The organism is Acinetobacter sp. YH12151, from assembly GCF_013418355.1.
In the GTDB taxonomy this organism is placed as follows: domain Bacteria; phylum Pseudomonadota; class Gammaproteobacteria; order Pseudomonadales; family Moraxellaceae; genus Acinetobacter; species Acinetobacter pseudolwoffii.
Map to the genome: position 1 here is coordinate 14637 of NZ_VPCG01000006.1, position 20491 is coordinate 35127.

At 42.5% G+C, this 20491-nt stretch carries 20 protein-coding genes; 11 read left to right on the plus strand and 9 right to left on the minus strand.

The annotated features are described in order from the left end of the window. Nucleotides 1-11: 11 nt before the first annotated feature. A complete protein-coding gene (locus tag FTU82_RS03375) occupies nucleotides 12-1799 on the minus strand; it encodes an acyl-CoA dehydrogenase (RefSeq protein ID WP_180085349.1) in 1788 nt (595 codons plus the stop codon). Between the two features lie 114 nt (nucleotides 1800-1913). Between FTU82_RS03375 and FTU82_RS03380 the strand changes: the two genes are divergently transcribed. Continuing rightward, on the plus strand, nucleotides 1914-2894 hold the full coding sequence (locus FTU82_RS03380) for a GlxA family transcriptional regulator (protein ID WP_180085351.1): 981 nt from the start codon (nucleotides 1914-1916) through the stop codon (nucleotides 2892-2894). A gap of 6 nt (nucleotides 2895-2900) precedes the next feature. Here FTU82_RS03380 and FTU82_RS03385 read toward each other — a convergent pair whose 3' ends face one another. Both FTU82_RS03385 and FTU82_RS03390 read right to left on the minus strand, forming a co-directional pair. After that, nucleotides 2901-4100, minus strand: a complete 1200-nt coding sequence (locus tag FTU82_RS03385; protein WP_180085353.1) for an MFS transporter — start codon at nucleotides 4098-4100, stop codon at nucleotides 2901-2903. Further along, on the minus strand, nucleotides 4100-4540 hold the full coding sequence (locus FTU82_RS03390) for a MarR family winged helix-turn-helix transcriptional regulator (RefSeq protein ID WP_159138084.1): 441 nt from the start codon (nucleotides 4538-4540) through the stop codon (nucleotides 4100-4102). The genes FTU82_RS03385 and FTU82_RS03390 overlap by 1 nt, the downstream gene beginning before the upstream one ends. A 256-nt stretch (nucleotides 4541-4796) precedes the next feature. Between FTU82_RS03390 and FTU82_RS03395 the strand changes: the two genes are divergently transcribed. From FTU82_RS03395 to FTU82_RS16135, 3 genes are read left to right on the plus strand one after another with little or no spacing between them, the layout of a single operon-like run. Continuing rightward, nucleotides 4797-6242, plus strand: coding sequence for a cytochrome ubiquinol oxidase subunit I (locus FTU82_RS03395; RefSeq protein ID WP_180101019.1), 1446 nt, complete (start codon nucleotides 4797-4799; stop codon nucleotides 6240-6242). Next, a complete protein-coding gene (gene cydB / locus FTU82_RS03400; RefSeq protein WP_005097023.1) occupies nucleotides 6239-7243 on the plus strand; it encodes a cytochrome d ubiquinol oxidase subunit II in 1005 nt (334 codons plus the stop codon). The genes FTU82_RS03395 and cydB overlap by 4 nt, the downstream gene beginning before the upstream one ends. Nucleotides 7244-7252: 9 nt before the next feature. Next, nucleotides 7253-7360, plus strand: a complete 108-nt coding sequence (locus FTU82_RS16135; RefSeq protein ID WP_100328576.1) for a DUF2474 domain-containing protein — start codon at nucleotides 7253-7255, stop codon at nucleotides 7358-7360. A gap of 67 nt (nucleotides 7361-7427) precedes the next feature. Here the strand turns inward: FTU82_RS16135 and FTU82_RS03405 are convergent, their stop codons facing one another. Together FTU82_RS03405 and FTU82_RS03410 are read right to left on the minus strand one after the other, a co-directional pair. Continuing rightward, a complete protein-coding gene (locus FTU82_RS03405; protein ID WP_005170726.1) occupies nucleotides 7428-7982 on the minus strand; it encodes a thermonuclease family protein in 555 nt (184 codons plus the stop codon). A 221-nt stretch (nucleotides 7983-8203) separates the two neighbouring features. Next, on the minus strand, nucleotides 8204-9121 hold the full coding sequence (locus tag FTU82_RS03410) for a LysR family transcriptional regulator (protein ID WP_074382731.1): 918 nt from the start codon (nucleotides 9119-9121) through the stop codon (nucleotides 8204-8206). A gap of 92 nt (nucleotides 9122-9213) precedes the next feature. Here FTU82_RS03410 and FTU82_RS03415 point away from each other — a divergent pair, with 92 nt between their 5' ends. The 5 genes from FTU82_RS03415 to FTU82_RS03435 all read left to right on the plus strand — a co-directional run bounded on the left by FTU82_RS03415 (nucleotide 9214) and on the right by FTU82_RS03435 (nucleotide 14667). Beyond that, nucleotides 9214-10455 carry an acyl-CoA dehydrogenase family protein gene (locus FTU82_RS03415; protein ID WP_180085357.1) on the plus strand — a complete coding sequence of 414 codons (1242 nt, stop codon included), beginning with the start codon at nucleotides 9214-9216 and terminating at the stop codon, nucleotides 10453-10455. 55 nt (nucleotides 10456-10510) lie between these two features. After that, nucleotides 10511-11632, plus strand: coding sequence for a phosphotransferase family protein (locus tag FTU82_RS03420; protein ID WP_005097016.1), 1122 nt, complete (start codon nucleotides 10511-10513; stop codon nucleotides 11630-11632). After that, nucleotides 11629-12327 (plus strand): histidine phosphatase family protein, encoded by a 699-nt coding sequence (locus FTU82_RS03425; RefSeq protein WP_005097015.1) that lies wholly within the window; start codon nucleotides 11629-11631, stop codon nucleotides 12325-12327. Before FTU82_RS03420 ends, FTU82_RS03425 begins: the two co-directional genes overlap by 4 nt. A gap of 53 nt (nucleotides 12328-12380) precedes the next feature. Then, the gene (locus tag FTU82_RS03430) at nucleotides 12381-13124 is read left to right on the plus strand and encodes an SDR family oxidoreductase (protein WP_100354797.1); all 744 of its coding nucleotides are present in this window, start codon (nucleotides 12381-12383) and stop codon (nucleotides 13122-13124) included. A gap of 481 nt (nucleotides 13125-13605) precedes the next feature. Then, nucleotides 13606-14667 (plus strand): fatty acid desaturase, encoded by a 1062-nt coding sequence (locus FTU82_RS03435; RefSeq protein WP_180101020.1) that lies wholly within the window; start codon nucleotides 13606-13608, stop codon nucleotides 14665-14667. Nucleotides 14668-14708: 41 nt separating this feature from the next. On the opposite strand, the gene FTU82_RS03440 is transcribed toward FTU82_RS03435, so the two are convergent. After that, entirely contained in the window at nucleotides 14709-16079 is a 1371-nt protein-coding gene (locus FTU82_RS03440; RefSeq protein ID WP_257221893.1) for an alpha/beta hydrolase-fold protein, read from the minus strand. Nucleotides 16080-16261: 182 nt separating this feature from the next. Between FTU82_RS03440 and FTU82_RS03445 the strand changes: the two genes are divergently transcribed. After that, nucleotides 16262-16972, plus strand: coding sequence for an SGNH/GDSL hydrolase family protein (locus FTU82_RS03445; protein WP_180049332.1), 711 nt, complete (start codon nucleotides 16262-16264; stop codon nucleotides 16970-16972). 32 nt (nucleotides 16973-17004) lie between these two features. Further along, nucleotides 17005-17589 (plus strand): uracil-DNA glycosylase family protein, encoded by a 585-nt coding sequence (locus FTU82_RS03450; protein ID WP_005097010.1) that lies wholly within the window; start codon nucleotides 17005-17007, stop codon nucleotides 17587-17589. Between the two features lie 96 nt (nucleotides 17590-17685). Here FTU82_RS03450 and FTU82_RS03455 read toward each other — a convergent pair whose 3' ends face one another. The 3 genes from FTU82_RS03455 to FTU82_RS03465 all read right to left on the minus strand — a co-directional run bounded on the left by FTU82_RS03455 (nucleotide 17686) and on the right by FTU82_RS03465 (nucleotide 20486). After that, entirely contained in the window at nucleotides 17686-18162 is a 477-nt protein-coding gene (locus FTU82_RS03455; RefSeq protein WP_005097009.1) for a hypothetical protein, read from the minus strand. 161 nt (nucleotides 18163-18323) lie between these two features. After that, entirely contained in the window at nucleotides 18324-18761 is a 438-nt protein-coding gene (locus FTU82_RS03460; RefSeq protein WP_005097007.1) for a hypothetical protein, read from the minus strand. Between the two features lie 168 nt (nucleotides 18762-18929). Beyond that, the gene (locus FTU82_RS03465) at nucleotides 18930-20486 is read right to left on the minus strand and encodes a phospholipase D family protein (RefSeq protein ID WP_180077809.1); all 1557 of its coding nucleotides are present in this window, start codon (nucleotides 20484-20486) and stop codon (nucleotides 18930-18932) included. Between the last annotated feature and the right edge of the window lie 5 nt (nucleotides 20487-20491).

Here is a 20491-nt window from a genome sequence, read left to right on the forward strand (position 1 = left end):
AGCTATGAACCTTAAAACCAGTCAGCTTGCATATTCCTGCAGCTATCATCAAAGTTCATCAGTAACTTGGCCTGATGTTCAATTTCAGGCAATTCCCAGCGGATAAAATATTGGGCTGCCTGAAACTTGCCCGCCAAAAAGTCCTGATCTTCTTTTTGATCGGAATTGCCAAATTTAAGATATGCCTGCTGCGCTATGTCTAAGCAGAGCCAGGCAATCATGGTTTTTCCCATCATGTCTAAATAAAGCCCAGAGTTGGCTAATGCTTCATTGATTTGGCCTTGATGCAGAGCCTGACCTAAAACCTGGGTGGTTTTTTGCACGGTAGCCAGATGTTGTTGAAAGCTTTCTGCCAGTGCGACTAACTTGGGATTCTGAATCTCAGACAACGTATGCTGGATGCGTTGCATCAACAGGCTGAGTCCCTTGCCATTGTGCTGCCAGAGTTTACGCCCAAGCAAATCCAGGGACTGAATACCATACGTGCCTTCATGAATCGGATTGAGGCGGTTATCGCGGTAGCATTGTTCGACCGGATAATCACGGGTATAACCCGCGCCGCCCAAAACCTGAATCGCCAGATCATTGGCTTTTGGGCCATAGGCTGAAGGGAAGGATTTGACCACTGGAGTGATCAGATCAAGCAAGAGGGCACTGTCCTCATCATGTGCTGCCTGATGTTCATCAATCAGACGCGCCGCAAATAAACACAGGGCCAGTGATCCTTCGACATAAGCTTTTTGTGCCAGCAGCATACGTTTGACATCACTATGCTCAATAATATTGACCGGTTTGGAATCAGGCGATTTTTCATGTGCAAGACGACCTTGCGGACGGTTTTTGGCATAGTTTAAGGATTCCAGATAACCGCGATAGCCAATCATGGCTGCGCCCAAGCCTACGCCGACACGCGCCTCATTCATCATTTTAAACATATACTTTAAGCCATGACCTGCTTCACCAATCAAATAGCCTAAGCAAGCATCATTTTCGCCAAAGCTTAAAACCGTTGAAGTCGTTCCTCTATAACCCATTTTGTGCAGTAAACCAGCCAGCTGTACATCATTGGATTCACCTATAGAGCCATCTGGATTGGTTTTAAATTTCGGCACAATGAACAGGGAAATACCTTTGACCCCTTGCGGTGCATCCTGAATCCGCGCCAGAACTAGATGAATAATATTTTCGGTAATATCCTGATCACCACCAGAAATAAACATTTTCTGGCCTTTAATGTTATAAGTTCCATCTGCCAGAGGAATAGCTTTGGTCGTTAGATCACCCAGAGAAGAACCGACATTCGGCTCGGTCATGGCCATAGTGCCGGCAAAGCGGCCGCTCAACATATGCGGTAAAAATAGCTGTTTTTGTTCCGGTGAAGCAAAGGCTTGAATCAGATTTGCCGCCGCCGCAGTCAGAAAAGAATAGGCAACAGTTGAAGGATTGGCCGCCATAAAATAGGCATTGCAGGCCATATTTAATAAAGTCGGGAGTTGCATACCGCCATGTTCATAATCATGCTGGGCACAGAGCAGGCCGGCCTCGGCAAACTGCTGCCACGCCGTTTTGACTTCAGCAATGGTTTTGACCTGCTTCCCATCAAAGCTCGGTTCATGCTGATCGGCTTTGGCATTATGCGGGGCAAAGTAATCGGTCGCGATACCCTTGGCTGTATCTAAAATACTGTCAAAGGTATTTTTATCATGCTCCTGATAACGTTCCAGTTTTGTCAGAGCTTCAAGTTTGAAGACATCATAAAGTAGAAAATTAAGATCTTTATCATTTATTAGCTGGGTCACGATACTGTCCTGAATGTAAAATCCTTAAGATAGCGCCAAGACTAACAGTTGCTTTTATTCAGCAGGATTGTCAATAATGACATCAAACAGGTAAAAAATGACAATGAGATCAAGATGCAGCGAGTTGTAGTTTTGGGTTTTGATGGCGCTCTGGCTTCTGCCATTACCGGTGTCGTCGATTTATTTGCCATGGCCGGTGTGAGCTGGAACCGCATTCAGCAGCAGGATGTACAGCGCCTGTTTAAAGTCAGTATTGCCAGTCCGGATGGACAACCGATTCGTTGTATTAATGGTCTGGAATTACAGGCACATTGTTCCTATCAAGAGATTCAAACTGCAGATATTGTGGTGGTGCCAACCATAGCTGCACCGATTCAGGATGTATTGCAACAAAACCCTGAGCTGATCCAGTTTCTAAAATCTGCTCATGCAGATTCGACCTTAATTGCTGGAAATTGCACCGGAAATTTCTTTCTGGCAGAAGCCGGTATTTTAGATAATCGCGTGGCAACGACGCATTGGGGCTTTCAAGATATTTTCCGGAAGCATTATCCGCAGGTCAAATTGAATGCCGATCTGATGATTAGCCGCGACCAGAATATCTATTGCGCGGGTGGTGGCCTGGCCTGGTTCGACTTAGGTTTGCATCTGATTGAACGTTTTTATGGCTTTGAGGTGGCCATGCAATCGGCCAAATCTTTTGTGATTGATTATCGACGCGATAGCCAGCTGTCTTATTCCTTACTCAAGATTGGACAACCGCATCATGATGAACTGGTGCAAAATGTCCAGAACTGGCTGGAGCAGCATTTTCATGAGTCTTTTAGCTTGGATGATATCGCAACACGTTTTAATGTCACCACGCGTACCTTGATTCGCCATTTTAAACAGGCACTGGACTTGCCGCCGAATCAGTATCTGCAAGCGATCCGGATTGAAGCTGCACGCAAACGTCTGGAAGAAACCGATCAGGCGGTGGATGTGATCATGCAAAATATTGGTTATCAGGACCCAAGTTCATTTCGCCGTTTATTTCATAGAAAAACTGGCTTGACGCCGTTGGAATATCGGCGCCGCTTTAGCCGTCGCTTTTAGAAGTGTTTAATAAGAAGGTTGTATTTCCCCCGCTTTACGGCCATGCAACAGGTAATACCAGATCAGACAGCTGATGGTCAGTACAGCAGAGTACAGGTAAAGCTGACGATAACCGATCTGATCCAGAAGCATGCCGAGGAAATAAGGTCCAAAACCCAAACCTGCATCTAGCGCAATAAAGAAGGTTGAAGTCGCCAGCCCCATACGCTGCAAACTGGTACTTTTTACCGCAATGGTCTGACAGACGGACTGGAGATTACCAAAGCCAAAACCAAGCAGTGCGGCGCTGGCCAATAACATCATAGCATTATGGGCCTGACTGAGTAATAAAATTCCTAAGGCCATAATCACAATGGCCGGATAGATGATGATGTTTTCACCTTTACGATCCATTAGCGGGCCGGTAAATGGACGTGAAAGCAAAATCGCAATGGCATACATCAGAAAGAAAAAAGAAGCCGTTTCGACTAAATTAATCTCTTTGGCATAGAAATGAATAAAAGATAAGACGCCGGAATAGCAGGTTGCCACAATCAGAACAATCATCGAAATCGGCAAAGCCTTGGGTTCAATATATTGCGCCAGTCTGCTAGATGATTGATTTTCTATATGATTGACTGGATTCGTTATTTTAATCTGTGGCGGCTGAATAAACAGGCTGCAAATCAGGCAGCTGAGTGCGACTACACTGGTAAAAACAAAAATCACCTGATAGTTAAAATTTGACATTAGCCAGATGCCTAAGAAGGGGCCAATCGCTGTGCCAAGTGTGCTGCTCATACTAAAATAACCAATGCCTTCACCACGTCGAGTCGCAGGAATGGTCTGGGCAATCACGGTGCCTAATACCGTTGAGGCCACACCCATCATAAAACCGTGCATCAGACGGATGCCCAGTAAAATTTCCAGCTTGGCCGGAATCAGATAGAGGCCAGAAAAAAGCAGAAAACCTGTCAGACCGGCCACAAGCGTAATTTTTAGGCCCAAACGGTTTAGCAGTTTCCCGATAATAAGACGGCCGAATAAGGTACCGACAATAAACAAGCCAGAAACCAGCCCTGCCTGTGCCGTGGTTGCACCTAATTCTGCTACCGAGTAGCCGACAATCACAATCACCAGCAAATAAAACACCAGCACCGACTGGAAATTCACCAGACTGATCAAAATAAAATTGGGAGTCCATAAAGGCGTTTGTTCTTGGCTCATTAAAGTCGATCCTGCGAAGCGGGTTGTAACTGCTGAATGAGCTGCATCAAGATATTTTTACTACTTTCAATATCATCTGAGGCAATTTGCTCAAGCAACTGCTTTTCAAATGCCTCAATCTGTGTGGAACCCAGGGCAAAAGTCTCGACTCCTTGCTCACTCAGTGTGAATAGCTTCTGACGCTTGTCTGCAGTTTCGAGTTGGCTAATTAGACCGAGTTCCACTAAATTCTGGATACGTTTACTGATGCTGGGTTTAGATACGTTCAAATAATGAGAAATATTCATCAGGGTACATTGCTGATGCGTCTGAATCACATACAGCACTTGCCATAAGGAATAATTTAACTGTGAAGATAATAAAATCGTATTGATTTCATCACTGAGTAACCGTGCACAACGTAATAACAAGGCGCGAAATGGAAGAGAGGCAGAAGGCATATAGTTAACCTGGCTAACTAATTTAGAGCCAATTTACGCCTATTTTTTGGATTACACAAGTGGTCACCGTTCAATTAAATATTCACTTGCATATTTAATTAAATAGCGCTTACACATTGTTAACTTGAGTAAAAAATAACCGACAAAAGTCTACATATTGCCAAGCCAAATTAAGCCTAAGCTAAGACCAAGAAAAAACACTTCACTAATAAATCTAAGCAAGGCTCCTACAAATAATTATATATAGGTGAAATGTATGACCCTGGGTTTAACCGCATTAGAGTTAGCGCGAATACAATTCGCCTTTACTGTCTCTTTTCATATTATTTTTCCTGCAATCTCAATCGGATTGGCCAGCTTTTTGGCGATTCTGGAATGGCGCTGGCTCAAAACCCAAGACCCGATTTATCGGGATCTGTTTAAGTTTTGGGTGAAAATCTTCGCTGTAGCATTTGGGATGGGCGTGGTCTCTGGCGTGGTCATGAGCTATCAGTTCGGCACCAACTGGAGTGAATTCTCCCGGATTGCAGGTGGCGTGACTGGCCCATTACTGGCCTATGAAGTTCTTACCGCCTTTTTTCTGGAAGCGGGCTTTTTGGGAATTATGCTCTTCGGCTGGGGACGGGTGGGGCCACGTGCACACTTTTTCTCGACCTTGATGGTCGCGGTAGGCACCTGTATCTCGATGTTCTGGATTTTATCCTCCAATAGCTGGATGCAAACGCCGCAAGGCTTTGCCATCGAAAATGGTCTGTTTGTCCCCAAAGACTGGATCGCCATCGTATTTAACCCGTCATTTCCCTACCGTTTGGCGCATATGGCCATTGCTGCCTTTTTGGTTTCTGCATTGCTGGTGGCAGCCACAGCAGCCTGGCATCTTATTCAGGGCCGTCGTGATGCCTTGGTCAAAACTTCATTTTCCATGGCAATGTGGCTGATTCTGGCACTTGCGCCGCTACAGGTTTTGGTGGGTGATGTACATGGTCTAAATACGCTTGAACATCAACCCGCCAAACTGGCGGCAATGGAAGGTCATTGGGAAACCAATCATGATGGCGGCATGCCTTTATATCTGTTTGGACTGCCAGATATGCAGGCTGAGGAAACCAAATATGCCATCGCCATTCCTAATCTGGGCAGCTTGATCCTGACACATTCCATGGACGGTACTGTCACCGGCTTAAAGGATTTTGTACCTGAAGACCGTCCTAATTCGGCAATCGTGTTCTGGAGTTTTCGGATCATGGTCGGGCTAGGAATGTTGATGCTACTGCTGGCAATCTGGGGGGCATGGTCACGTAAAAAAGGTCGCTTTTATGAATCCCGAGGATTACATCGGTTTGCCCTGATTATGGGGCCTTCCGGTTTTATTGCCATGCTGGCTGGGTGGTTTACGACGGAGGTTGGCCGTCAACCCTGGGTGGTCTATGGCATCATGCGTACCAAAGATGCCCTATCGCCGGTATCGGCAGAGCAGGTAGGCTTGACCCTGATTATCTTTGTCGTGGTCTACTGTGTGGTCTTTGGCGCCGGTATTTATTATATGTTGCGACTCATGCACAAAGGCCCGGAATTTATTCATTCTACACCCCCACATGAAATTGATAGTGACGTAATTCAGGCATCTCGCCGGCCATTGATCAGTATTCGCGAGAGTATTGAGGATGGGGCCGATAATGCAGATCAGGAGAATAAAAAATGATTGATTTGTCATTGATTTGGGTGGTGATCATCGCCGTTGGTGTCCTGATCTATGTCATTCTGGATGGTTTTGATCTGGGCATTGGCATTCTATTTCCGTTTTTTCCGCATCAGGATGACCGTGATGTGATGATGAATACTGTTGCGCCTGTCTGGGATGGCAATGAAACCTGGATGGTATTGGGTGGCGCAGGTTTATTTGCAGCATTTCCGCTGGTCTATTCCACCGTATTATCTGCACTGTATATGCCGATCATCCTGATGGTGATTGCGCTGATCTTCCGTGGTGTTGCTTTTGAATTCCGTTTTAAGGCCAATCGCAGTAAACATTGGTGGGACAAAGCCTTTATTGGTGGTTCTGCGCTGACCAGCTTCCTGCAAGGGGTGATTTTAGGCGCTTATATTCAGGGAATTGAAACCCGAAATGGCATTTATGCGGGCGGCGGGCTGGACTGGTTGACACCATTTAGCCTGTTTACCGGTCTGAGTGTCATGGTGCTGTATGCTGCCTTAGGCTGTGGCTGGCTGATTTTTAGAACGGCCGATCAGTTACAAGACCGTATGTATCAGCTAATGCCAAAAATGATTATCGCCTTATTGATTATCCTGGGCGCTGTCAGTATTTATACGCCGCTGACTCATCCGCAGATTGCGGAACGCTGGTTTAGTCAGCCACAATTTATGTATCTCATGCCCGTGCCGATCTTAGTCCTGTTATTTACCTGGCTGGCTTTACGTGCCTGCAAACAACGTAAGGAACTTAGCCCATTCATGTACATGCTGGTGCTGGTTTTTCTGGCCTATACCGGATTTCTGATCAGTCTCTGGCCTTATATCATTCCACCGTCAGTGACCATCTGGGAGGCGGCAGCGCCAGAAAGTAGTCAATTATTTACCTTAATTGGTGCTTTATTACTTATTCCAATCATTCTGATTTATACCGGCGTGTCGTACTGGGTATTCCGCCATAAAGTGCGGGTCGGGGATGATGGCTATCATTAAGGAGCAACAATGAAAGGGAAGCAGATATTATGGTTTGTGGGCCTATGGATTTTAGGCTTCGTTACTCTGGCTTTAATTGCAGGCGCATTCAGGTTTTTTGTCCATCTGGCGTATTGATTTAAAAATTAAAAAGTGATCTGGCGAGCCGGATCACTTTTTAATAGCGAAGAGAAATCAGCAAAGATTAGGATTTTACCTGTTTTCGATACACACTTGGGCGTACAGGTCGGCTACTTTTCCAGAGTCCTTTTTTCTGTTTTTTGGCTTTGTTTTGCAAGTCCAGCATATAGCGTAAATGGTTTTTATCTTTAATATAATCTTCGTAGACCCATGCTGCGCCGCGTTTCACGATTTCTTCATTGATATTTTTACGATAGCGGTAAACGACGCCGACGCAGCGACCATAACGGTCAATATCTGTAATTTTCACGCGAACTATTTTGTTTTTCACCATGCTTTTAACTAGACGCTGTGACTCTTTGCCATAGCTTTGGCTGGATTCTGGCGCATCCACATAGGCAAAACGTAGTCTGGTTTCAGAACGTCTAATATTGAAACGGTAGCAGGTGAGGGTATCCCCATCGCTAACCGCCTTAACACGACACCAGTATTTCTGTCCTTTTTTAAAGGGACGAAATATATCCTTGAGGTAAATGGTGAGTTTGTGCAGCAAATAATAGGAAAAGCATAAGGCAAATAAACCCAGCACAATTTGCCAGGTGGGAGAAAGAGGCAACAAGCTAAAATCCAGATCATCAAAAGAAGCTGTAGAAGAACAACAGCAAGCAGATGCATGATTGTAGAGGAAAGCCCCAAGCACTAGAGTTCAAAAGCTAAACAGTCAGTGTTTCATTTTGTATTTATAAATAGCCTAAGCAATTTAGGTTGAGCCTGACATTTCAGGCTACAATACCAACCATTAGAATAGCCTAAGCAAAATTCATATCTACTTAAAATAGCCTAAGTAAAAATGTTATTAATTTCGCTTCGCAAAAATTGATGTCTCTTATTTTCCTGTAAATCTTTGTGCCAATACATTCCCATATTAATCTTAGGCAGTTGCACAGGCACTTCAAAAAAATTCAGAATTTTGGCTATCTGTAAATGTTCTAAGATATTGCGTGGCATAGTCAACATCGCTTGGGGATATTGCTCCAAAATTTGCAACGCAGTTGAATAATGCTGACAGCGTAAAAAAATCTGTCTTGAAAGCTGCTTACGGCTCAAATACAGATCTTCAATTAAGATACCTGTACGGCGAGATGATACGCCTATATGTGGGGAGGAAAGATAGGATTGTTCTGAAATTTTATTTTGCTGCGTACAGACGACAAATTCATCTTGTACTAAGGGTTCAAACTGAATTTTATCTCCCAGTTTTTGCTCAAGATCCATGACAAAATCGACCTGCTGCGCCGCCAGGTCAGCACTGATATTTTTACGATCCAGCTTGATGCTACTAAACTGAATATCCAGATTCATTTTCTGAAAATGTGCCACCAACTTTGGAAAAATCATTGGTTCAATTTCATCATGTACGGCAATTTTTAAACTTTGCACCATATTTGGTTGAAATTGTTGATGCTGAATAGAAATACTTTGAATCGTCATCAGGGCATTTTTAATGGCGGGATAAATCTGTTCAGCAAACGGCGTGGGTTGCATTTTTGCACCAAAACGTACGAACAGATCATCCTGCAACTGATTTCTGAGCCGCTGCAAAGCGTGACTAGCAGCAGATTGGGTGATACATAATCGCTGTGCTGCTTTAGAAATACTGTTCTGTTCAAAAATAGCGACAAAAAGTGGATATAAATTGATATCTATACGATGGAAAACACTCATATCCATCAGTGTTTTATTATGAATGCTATGCATGATGAGCTATGGATTAAAATCATTTTATTCATAATAGTTTTTAAGTTAAGGTCTTGTAAAGCAGAATACAAAATATCCAGAGGGAAATAGCCATGTTTGAGTTATCCGCACGCGCGCAAGACTATGTTGAACGGACTAAAAAATTTATTAAAGATGAAATCGAAGCTGTTGAAGCCGATTTTTGGCAGCAAGTGCATGAGTTAAATCAAGGCAGTGACTGGACCAAATGGCAATGGCCGACTGAACTGGAAACTTTAAAAGCCAAAGCCAAAGCAGCAGGGCTGTGGAATATGTTTCTGCCATGTCCTGAACTGGGCCAAGGTTTATCAGTCAATGAATATGCTCATATTGCCGAGCTTTCGGGCCGTAGCCTGATTGCACCGACCGTATTTAACTGTAATGCGCCAGACAGCGGCAATATGGAAGTCCTCTGGCGTTATGGCTCTGAAGAACAGAAACAGCAATGGCTTCTGCCATTACTTGAAGGCAAAATCCGTTCTGTATTTTGTATGACTGAACCGGCGGTGGCTTCTAGTGACGCGACCAATATGCAAGCAACGGCGGTCATCGAAGGCGATGAAATTGTTCTAAATGGCCGTAAATGGTGGTCATCAGGTCTGGGCGATCCTAATGCCAAAGTCATTATTTTTATGGCGCATACGCCAGATGAAAGCAAAGACCGTCATCATCAGCATTCCATGGTTCTGGTTCCTGTCGATACGGCGGGTGTGAAAATCGAAAGAATGTTATCGGTATTTGGCGACTATGATGCACCGCATGGTCATGGTGAAGTCAGTTTTGAAAATGTCCGCGTTCCAGTTGCCAGTTTTATTGGTGGTGCCGGTCAAGGCTTTGAAATTGCTCAAGGTCGTCTCGGGCCAGGCCGTATTCACCACTGTATGCGTTGTATCGGTGCTGCGGAAAAATCTTTGGAGCTGATGATTGACCGCGGTATGAGCCGGACTGCCTTTGGTAAAGAAATTTTAAAACTGGGTGGTAATCTGGAACGTGTTGCTGAAGCACGGGTCGCGATTGATCAGGCACGTCTTTTAACCTTGTATGCAGCCTATAAAATGGATACTTTAGGGAATATGGCGGCTTTGACTGAAATCTCGGCCATTAAAGTGGTTGCGCCAAGTGTATTAGAAAAAGTAGTGGACATGGCCATACAAATTCACGGTGGTGCTGGTATCTCCCGTGATACGCCACTCACCGGATTCTTTGCTCAGGCACGTGCCCTACGTTTGGCGGATGGACCAGATGAAGTGCATAAAGGTATGATCGCAAAACTGGAACTGGCTAAACGTGGTTACAGTACACGCCATAAAAAATAAGCTTAAACACGATATAAAGTTTGAAGACATTTGAAAAAGAATTGAAGGAAAAATTATGGCAGTTATTGATGTCGGTGGATCGGTTCGTGCAGGTGAGGAACTGGATGTTCAGGCTGTAGGAAACTGGCTGATTGGGCAGGGAGTTCAACTTGAAGGTCCGGTCGAAGTTACTCAATATTCGGGTGGCGCATCGAACTGGACTTATCGTCTGAAATATACCAATGCCGATCTAATTCTGCGTCGTCCACCCAAAGGTACCAAAGCCAAATCTGCCCACGACATGGCCCGTGAATTTAAGGTTCAGCACGCACTTTCCGAGTTTTATCCGGTATTACCAGAGATGGTGGCACTTTGTCAGGATGAATCCGTGATTGGCTGCGACTTCTATGTGATGAAACGCATTGAAGGCATTATTCCACGCGCCAATTTACCCAGAGAACTGAATTTTAATGAAGCTCAGGTACGTGAACTGTGTATTAACGTCATTGATAAGCTGATTGAGTTGCATCAGGTGCCTTATGTGGGTACTGAACTGGAGAAATTAGGCAAAGGCGAGGGCTATTGTCATCGTCAGGTAGATGGTTGGGATGCACGTTATGCCAAAGCCAAGACCTTGAATGTGCCATCTTTCAGATATGTCCGTCAGTGGCTTAAAGACAATACCCCAGTGGATGCTAAAACCTGTCTGATTCACAATGACTGGCGTTTTGATAATGTCATTTTAGATCCAAACGATCCGACTCAAGTCATTGGCGTTCTGGATTGGGAAATGGCGACACTCGGTGATCCATTGATGGATCTGGGTTCAGCTTTGGCTTACTGGGTTGAAGATACGGATAATGCAATTTTTAAAGCCACACGTCGTCAACCCACCAACTTAAAAGGCATGTTTAGCCGTAAAGAAGTGGTGGATTATTATCTGGAAAAAACCGGATTAACCCCTGAAAACTGGACCTTCTATGAAGTCTTTGGAATTTTCCGTTTAGCGGTGATCGCGCAGCAAATTTATTATCGCTATTATCATAAACAGACCAATAATCCAGCATTTAAGGATTTCTGGATTGTGATTCATGCCTTGCATATTCGTGCCTTAAAACTGATTGGCCGCCAGAAAATTGAGGCCAATGATATTGCACAGAAATATATGACCAAATTTAAGGAGTTCATGCCGAAATGACGACGATTTATTTAATCCGCCATGGACAGGCGTCTTTCGGTGCAGAAAGCTATGACAAACTTTCTCCAAATGGTGAATTACAAGCCAAATTATTGGGCCGCTATTTTGATGAAATTTTAAAAGAAGCACCTTATGTGGTGGCAGGCTCCATGCAGCGTCATCAACAAACGGCGCAATTGGCCTTGGCTGAATGTTTTCCTGAAAGTGAGCCAGTTACAGATTCAGCTTGGAACGAATTTAATCATCAACAAGTCTTTGCTCAATATGAGCCACGCTTTAATCAGCCAGAACTGCTGAAAGAAGATGTATCGCAGCATGCCAATCCACGCGCCTATTTAAGTAAAATTTTTGAAGGTGCAATTGAGCGCTGGACTGGCGGTGACTATCACCATGAATATGAAGAATCCTGGCCAGATTTCAAACATCGGGTGGAAACGGCATTGCAGCATTTGTGTGATGATCTGGCTGAAAAGAAACCGCGCTATGCTGTAGTGTTTACGTCGGGCGGAGTCATTTCGGTTGCTGCGGGCAAAATTCTCGGTTTGTCTCCGAATAAAACTTTTGCTTTAAACTGGGCAATTACCAATACCAGCATGACCACGCTACGTCTGGTAGGCAACCAACCCCAGCTATTAAGCCTAAATGAACATCATTATATTAAAGCGCAACGTCCGGATTTATTGACCTGGATTTAAATCTATATTGCAAATCTGATTGCTTAGAAAAATAAAGGAATAAGGTAAAACACATGGCAAAAACAATTTTAATTACTGGTGCAAGTTCAGGAATTGGTGCAGGTATGGCACGCGAATTTGCTCAGAAAGGCTATAACCTGGCCATCTGCGCGCGTCGCCTGGATCGTTTGGAAATACTTAAACAAGAGTTGGAGAGTCAATACGGCATTCAAGTAATTGCTAAAACTTTAGATGTCACTAATTATGATCAGGTCTTTGACGTATTTCGTGCTTTTAAACAAGATTTTGGCACGATTGACCGGGTGATTGTCAATGCCGGAGTTGGTGAAGGCCGTCGTATTGGCAAGGGAAACTTTGCCATTAATAAGGCCACAGTTGAAACCAATTTTATTTCGGCCTTGGCGCAATGTGAAGCAGCAGTAGAGATTTTCCGGGCGCAAAATTCAGGCCATCTGGTCATGATTTCTTCAATGAGTGCCATGCGCGGTATGCCTAAACATTTAACCGCTTATGGTGCAAGTAAAGCAGGTGTTGCACATCTGGCCGAAGGGATTCGTGCCGAACTGATTGATACGCCAATCAAAGTCACCACAATTTTCCCGGGCTATATTCGTACCGAACTTAATGAAGGCGCCAAGAAACTGCCATTTGAAGTGGATGAAAAAACCGGATCGCGTTTACTTGCTGCTGAAATTGAAAAAGTGCCAGTAAAGGCTTATGTGCCAAAATGGCCATGGCTGCCATTGGGTCTGGCGATGAAAATATTGCCGCTGAAATTGGTGAATAAATTAGGCTAAGATTTAAAATCTAAAAGCTCCATAAGGGGCTTTTTACTTTTCTAGAACTTCAGAAATTTTTTTGCTGGTAATTTCACTTGAAAAAATTGCTTTGCAAAGTCAACGCTAATGCTGGCGTTATCAAAGTTACAGATAAAAATGTGCCAAATACATGCACTATCCTGTGTAAAGAAAACAAAGCTCGTTAATTCGATTAATCAGGATCAGGTAGTTTGATAAGCTTTTAATAATGAAATATTTATTATTTCAAGGCAAACCAAGTTTAATTAATATAGAGATAAATTGCTGTTAAAAAACAGATTTTTTAGAGACTGAATCTCATAAAAAATTACGCATGACCTCCCTGTATTTTTATTCATCTTAGAAAAAGTGCCAAAATTGTCCAAAACTTGGACATACTCGCTCGGACAGTCAAAAGATCACTTTTCTTTTTTTTAATTTCCTTTAATGTGCAACTGTCCAGAAATTAAAGGTTCTCTATATGTCTACATCTTCAGAGATGACAGACCAGCAGCGTATCTCCAAAGTTAGAACTGTGGTGACACAGGCAGGTGAAGATTTACGTAACCGTTATCCAATATTGAAACATCAAAATTTTATTGGTGCCAGTATTCTCGGTTTTGCCTGGATCGGTATGGTTTTATGCGCATTGGCCTATGCCTATGGCTATCTTTCTGTATGGCTGACGATTCCTTTAATTGCAATTTTTGCTTCATTAACGCATGAATTAGAGCATGACTTAATTCATTATATGTATTTCAATAAAACGCCCTGGGCACATCACTTGATGCTGGCTTTGGTGTGGTTGGCGCGTCCAAATACCATTAGTCCGTGGGCACGTCGTCGTTTACACCTGCATCATCATAAATATTCTGGAACTGAACATGATCTGGAAGAACGTGGAATCAGCAATGGTATGCCCTGGGGAATTCGCCGGATTTTGATCATCAGTGATCAATTGATGTCGGTTTATCTGCGTCCTTTTCAGATGTTTAAAATGATCCATCTTTTTCTGGAAAAACAGCCTGAAAAAGAACGTAAAATTGCCATGATTTCCCAGCTATTGGGCTTTGTGCCATTAAGCATTCTTTATTATGGCTTATTTTATTTATTTGTCGTGTTCCATGTTTCAAATGCAATCGTGCCTTTATTTGGCTATGAGATGCGCTGGTCGCAAGTCGTAATCGAAGCAATGCCAATCATTAATTTTATTGCAGTCATCTGGCTGATTCCCAATTTTATCCGTTCATTTAGCCTGCAATTTGTCAGCTCGAATATGCATTATTATGGCGATATTGATCCGAGGGATGTCATCAAGCAAACACAAGTACTGACGCCTTGGTGGATGATGCCATTTCAGTTGTTTTGCTGCAATTTTGGGGCCACGCATGCGATTCATCACTTTGTCGTTAAAGAGCCTTTTTATATTCGTCAAATGACCTCGAAAACGGCGCATAAAGTGATGAAAGAAGTGGGCGTACGTTTTAATGACCTGGGCACATTTAAACGTTTAAACCGCTGGAATGATATTCAAACAAAATAAAACTAAATTAAAAAAATCCTGCAAATGCAGGATTTTTTTATCTACTCTTTGGAATTTGCAAAGAAGTGCAGCAAAGCATCTTGCAATATCACCTGCCAAATTGCATAGGAATGTGCGCCTTCATAAACCTGATATCTGACCTCATGCCCTTTGGATTTTAAAGCTTGTGCCACGATGGGTGACGTTTCCAGAATACTTAAGTCATTGTTGGTACGCGAAGATTCATAACGATTCGCTGAAATATGAAAATACTGTTGAGGCTGATTCTTTAAGTTATGAATCAATTGATTCATACCATTGATTTTTGAGTGTGGTTCAGGTGACCACCAGAACGAGCCGGATAAAGGCACAGCATGACTAATGTGCTGCGGATTTTCCAAGGCAAGATAAGCTGCACTCAGCCCTCCCAAACTGGAACCGAGAAGAACTGTTTTTTGCTTATCACGTACAATTTTCTGATCGAGCCAAGGCAAAAATTCCTGATTAAAAAAACCTGAAAATTTCGGGTTTGGTGTCAGCTCTTTAGGACGAAGTTCACTATTCGGTGCATGTAAAAAAACCGCTTGAATCGGTGGAAGTTTGCCTTGTTCCACCAGAATATCCAGCACTTTTGGCACATCAACCAAATGGGCATATTCATTTCCATCAAAGAAAATAGCCGTGATATAAGATTGTTGTGCAGTTTTTTTAGATTGATAGATTTCAACGCGACGTTGATTTTTTAAAAACTGGCTGGATAGCTGATAACGTTTTAGTTCAGGCTGCGGATGATCTGGATAGCGTTTAGGATCGATAAAGGGAGGGGCTTGATCCAGGGCGATAATATTTTCATTCCTCAGTTTAGAGGCAGTATTTTCTTTAAGCCAGCGTTTTGGATTCAATGGATCAAGTTGTAATACCTGCAATACAACACGGCGCTGCGCCCGGGGCTCTTTGAGTTCTGGGTTTAAATGTGCACAGTAATTCGATAGATAACCCTCCAGATTTGGTAAATCCACTGCAAAACTATAACTGCCGATATAGCGACGGTTCACAATATTTTCCTTAAACCAGATCTCGGTATCGGGCAGGCGAGTCAACCATTCATGATCATTACTCGGGCCACCGACCAGACGCACATTATGTTTGGCTGCTTTCCATAAAAAAATCAGTCGAACATGATCCTGATCAAGTGGCTCAATAATCGGTGTAGTTTGATTTTGCACTTTTTCCCAGAATTGTTGGATTAATCCGGCTCGGTTTTCAGGAGACTGCTTTAATTGCTGCTGTAAACTTTTTAACAGGTCGCTTTCGGGTTGAACTGCTTCACACGCTGCAGCATAAGGTGCTTGCTCCATTGAGGAAGGTGAATCTGCCAAACTATGTAATGATAGTGCGCTTAGTAAGAGTGTGCTTAAGTATAAGTATTTCAAATCATCCCCCAATTAATTTTAAAAATAGTAATGATAATTATTATCAATTATAAACACAGATTTGTCTTTCAATTATTTTTATATATTTATTCAATTATTTACATGATGTTTTATCAAAACTCATAGCATGACAGGTTACAATAAAGTTCTAATTCATTGTTTTATATTTAAAGTATAGATTTATGTGGCTGAAAATATCGACTCTTGCATTAATTCCAGTATTGGTAATTCAGGGCAATCGCGTCAAAAAAAACACTGTGCAACTCCCAGAACCGGAGGGTGAACGTGAAGGAACGTGCGGTCAAGGCCAGCCGCTTTCTATACTGATTGTCGGCGATTCTGCGGCTGCCGGCGTTGGGGTAGAGCATCAGGATGATGCATTGCTGGGCGCCATTTTAAAAGATTTGCAGCATGACTTTAAAATTCAATGGAAATTGCATGCAAAAACAGGGGATAGCACAGCTAAAGTGATTCGTGCCATAGAACAACTGGAGACAGAACATTTTGATGTGGTCATTAGCTCAGTTGGTGTAAATGATGTAACCAAGCTCATGCCGGCTGATATCTGGATTCAAAAACAGAAAAAACTATATGCCATGATTCAACAAAAATTCAGTCCTGAACTGGTCATTGCAGCAGGTGTGCCACCCATGAATATGTTCCCGGCATTACCAAATCCTTTGGCCTGGTTATTTGGACAATATGCCAAAAAAATGAATCAGCAACTGGCGAAATTCGTAGCAAGCCAAGACAGCATGCAATGGATTGAATATGATATTGAAAAATATCGTGCCATGAATTTAGAAATGGCTGCAGATGGTTTTCATCCGAGTAAGGAAGTTTATACACTTTGGGGACAAGAAGTGGCTAGCAAGATTCGGCAGACACTCTAAAATAGTTGAAAGTTCTCAATTTAAGGAATTCTATGTCTGATATTGAAACGCATCCATTACCGCCTTTTTTACCGCCAAATGCCAAATTACTGATGTTGGGTAGTTTTCCACCACCAGCAACTCGCTGGAAAATGAATTTTTATTATCCAAATTATCAAAACGATATGTGGCGGATTTTTGGTTTAATTTTCTTTCAAAATAAAGATTATTTTCTGGATATTGAGAATAAAAAATTTCAGGAATCATTGATCCGTGAATTTCTATTGGAGACTGGAATTGCGATTTTTGATAGTGCCTCTCAGATCAGACGGCTGACGGGCAATGCTTCAGATAAGTTTCTGGAAATTGTGGTACCGACCAATTTAAAGGATTTATTGCTACAGATCCCAGAATGTACCTACATTATGACCACCGGTGATAAAGCCACCGATACCATGATGCTGTCTATGCCTGAAGATGCAGAAAAGCCCAAAATTGGAGAGCCGACGCAAACCAACCTGGAAGGACGCGAACTGCATTTATATCGAATGCCTTCATCTTCTCGAGCATATCCGGTTTCTCTGGAGAAAAAAGCCGAAAGTTACCGGATGATGTTTGAGCATGTGGGTTTGGTTTAATATTTAATCTAATAATCAGATAAAAAATGGTTAAAGAGGTTTTAGGTTGTAGATAAGAAATAAACTTACTATTTGTAAGTTAGTAGCTTTATTCATTCACATATTTGGATATTTGACCCAGCGATAGCTATTGATTTTAATCTCCCGGACATGATGAAAGCTGGACCAGATTAACTGGCTACCTTTGGTCCATTTTAAAGCTCGAATACGAGACTCCACCTGCTGTATTTCCTCTGGCGAGGCCGGACGTAAAGGGCCAATTTCTGCATATAAGCGTACTCCTGGATAACGCTTAAATTTACCTTTAAGCAACGAATGAATCCAAAACAGTTTGCTACTGTTGACGGCCTGTATGCAGGCCATGGGTTGATGCTGTAAATTTTCAGAAAAAGTAGTGGAATAAGTATCAAAAAAGAAACCCGCACTGGTCTTTTTGTTGAGAAATATGGTTCCAATCGGAGTAATACTAGGAAAACCTTTGCAATTGACTGTTGCAATAGAGCAATGCATGGCAGCCCGTTGTGCATCAGCGACCACTTGGCGTATCTGATGCCATTCATTATCAGAAATCATGTCTTGATTCTCTTATTATTTTTTATAAATTTTATAACAACTTACTTAGCTTGGCATTGTCTGAAAAAATTGAAGATAGGGCAATTTAATCAATCTAAAATGCTATTTACATCATAAAAAAAGAGCCACATGAGCTCTTTAAAAAATAGAAAACTCGGCGATTAACCATCATATTCCACATAGTCCCACAGGTTTAAACGGGTTTTAATTTCCTGACGGATCTCTGGCAACATCGGCAATAACGTCCCATCAATCCATAAACTGAGCGCCTGTGCAGAGAGCAATTGCTGTTGTTCATCGACTAGTTGTGCGCCTTTTAAGATCACGCAGGTTTCTTCAAGCGCTTCAGTTTCGACACCTTTGAATAATACCTGTAAATCATGACCGCTATCGTGAATCAACCACTCTAACTCGAGCTGTATATTTTCACTGGATTTTAGAACAACTTGACCCTGAATAATATCGGATTCAGACAGACAATCATGTTCTACCCGAATTTTGGCCAAATACCATTCTTGCTGAGATAAATCATGGAGAGTTTTTACAGGCGTCAGAATATCACTGAATTTAAACTGACGGCTTAAATCAAAAAATTGCATGGGAGTAGAGGGCGAAAAAATCGCAAAATATTGGAAAAGTTGAATTTTAAAGCAAGGCTAATCGCCTGTAAAACCCTTTAAGCGATGATAGCGCCAGATGACTTGACGCTACCATGCCCGGAAAATAGATTCTGTACGTTGTATAATACCAAAGTCATTACAATGTCATTACATTAGCCATTCCCCGGGGAATTTTGTCACCAGATTCATCATAAAACGCTGAAATTTTGTGGTTTCAGGGTCATGTACATGCTGAATAGTACGGCCATCTTTTTGATGCTCTAACCAGATTATTTCATCTTTTTCATTTAGTTTGAGCTGATAGGCCACGCGCGGTAAAAATTGATTCATCGCATTAGAGATTTCCTTTTGAAAATCTTCCGATTTAACCACCAAACCGACTTCGGTGTTCAGATAAGCTGAACGCGGATCAAAATTAAATGAACCCACAAACACCATACCATCCAGATCAAAAAATTTGGCATGTAGACTCGAACTGTTTTTATTTTTGGCAGGGATGATGTCACCGGTCATAATTTCATACCAAGTCCGTTCTGGCCGGACTATATAAGGTTTAAACTCCCAGAGTTCGATGCCATTTTTCAAGAGTTGCTGACGATATTGCTGATAATAAGCATGTACCACAGCTACATCATTGGCCTGAAAAGAATTGGTCAGGATTCTAATTTTGACACCCTGTTGTGCACGCATACTTAAATAATCTGTGCCTTTTTGTGTGGGAATAAAATACGAGGAGACCAGTTCCAGATGATTTTTCGGCTCGCCCATCAGTTCAAGCATATGGGTGTAAATATAATCGCCATTTTTTGCATGCGGACGTGCTTTTGCAGGTGTATCCGCGACAAAATAAGCCGGTGCCCAGTAGATAGGTTGTTTCTTTAAGTGCTCTGCAACTTGTTTTTCGGCAATACCTACTCGGCGTTTTAATTCAGTTTCATCCACTTCTTCGCGCGCAAAATCAGCTCTTAGCCTTTTTAACATTTCCGGATGACCTGAATCATTCAGAGTCTGCCGAACATCATAACTCAGTTTATCATTCCAGAAATTGATGAAGGTCTGATTGGCATTTTCGACGGGTTGACCTGCAAAGAAAATATCGACATCGGTAAACTGGAAATTTTCGCTGGCATCAAAGTATTCACTGCTGATATTGCGGCCACCAGTGACAGCTGCGGTACCGTCTGCAATGATCAGTTTATTGTGCATGCGATGATTGATCTGTTTCATTCTAAAGCCATAATCCAGCGCACGCAAATGACGGAATTTATAAGGATTAAAAATCCGCACTTCAAAGTTTGGGTGTTGGCTTAAGGCCAGCAGTTTATCATCAAGCTGGGTGCCATTTTGGTCATCAATCTGCACTCGCACCTTGACACCGCGATCTGCGGCTTTTAACAGCTGGGCCAGCATTATGTTGCCGATAAAATCATCCTTCCAGATGTAATATTGCAGATCCAGATGATATTGGGCTTTATTGATCAGGTGCAAACGTGCGGCCATACTCATAAAACCATCATAGAGTGGTAAAAAAGCAGTTTTTCCTTCATTCATCTGCTGTTTTGAAATTTGATTATCAATCCAGTGCGCAGGTCGAACCGGCGTGATTTCTGCTTGTTCAGCAGTATTTGCAGCCAGTTCGCAGCCAGAAAGAATCATGCTCAAAGTTAAAATGTTCAAACAAACAAAAGGTGAAGGGTTAGTCATTGATG